The sequence below is a fragment of the Cytobacillus firmus NBRC 15306 genome (assembly GCF_001591465.1).
Taxonomy (GTDB): Bacteria; Bacillota; Bacilli; order Bacillales; family Cytobacillaceae; genus Cytobacillus; species Cytobacillus firmus.
The window spans coordinates 1-1,095 of the sequence record NZ_BCUY01000228.1 but is presented as its reverse complement, the minus strand read 5'-3'; the positions used below and the strand labels follow the sequence as shown (position 1 = coordinate 1,095).

Annotated in this window: 1 protein-coding gene; it reads right to left on the bottom strand. The window is 44.5% G+C overall.

The features are described 5' to 3' along the window. Positions 1 to 308 precede the first annotated feature (308 nt). Positions 309 to 1,095, bottom strand: a 787-nt coding sequence (locus tag BFI01S_RS22015) for a transposase (RefSeq protein WP_156478375.1), incomplete at its 5' end; no start/stop codon positions are given.

Sequence of the window (1,095 nt, the reverse complement as noted above, 5' to 3'; positions counted from 1 at the left end):
ATTCCTAACAATATTTTAATAATATGTGAAACTATTCCAATTCATGGGTACGCTACGCTGTCACTACTGGATAATGGTGGAAAGTAGCGATAGGAAATTATGCGATGCACAATGGATCTCTGCGTAACTTATGATGACGTACCCTCCCATGTCTCTGGGCATCAGTGTGCCTACATTCCTTCGTTCGGTCTAGTCATAAGGCAGAGGCTAGCGAAGCTCCTTTAGGGACTCTAGGTCGAATGGAAAAAATAGTGCCAGCTTCTCCGTGTCATCCTGTTGTCTAGGTTTAGTTAAGGGGATGTAGGACCTTATGCAGCCTCTACGAGACTTGGAATATCCCTCATCATTCGCTGTGCGTCAAATGCTTTGTGCTTGGTGCTAATTCCATGTAATACCTTTAATAGCTTACCGCATAGAACCACGATGGATTGCTTCTTGCGTAACGGATTAACCTTACGGTTAGTGTAATATTCGTGTAGCCTTCTAAAGGCTTCATTGTGGCGAATCATCGGCATCATCACTCGGAACAGGAGGGCACGCAGCTTTCTTCTGCCTCGTTTGGATATGCGCTTTTGCCCTTTATGCAGACCGGAGGAATTTTCACGTAATGTCAGTCCCGCGAGTTTGATTAGTTGGCGTGGATCTTCGTAATGTGAAAAGCTTCCGATTTCAGCTAATAAATCGACAATGGTTGTATCTCCAAGCCCAGGAACCGTTGATAGCCATTCGTATTCTACTGAAGTTTTTACAAGCTCAACTAGGTGTTGAGTAATGCTTTCGATATCTTGTTCTAGCTGGTGGTAACGGCGAACGAGTGTGGCGATTTCGATACGGGCCATCTCACGTCCTTCTGTTACTCCGATAGAGCTAGCTGCGACCTCGATAAGGCGTACTGCTTTTGGTCTTTGTGGGGATTTGAGTCCCTCAACCTTCCGATAAAGTGATAACACTTCGTCGGGTTGTTTTTGGTGAAGATCACTTGGAAATGGAGTGCATTCAAGAACAGCCATAGCCATTTTTCCGAATGATGGGAACACCTGAGTAAATTCAGGAAAATAGCGATCTAACCAACGAATTATCATGTTTTTGACAGCT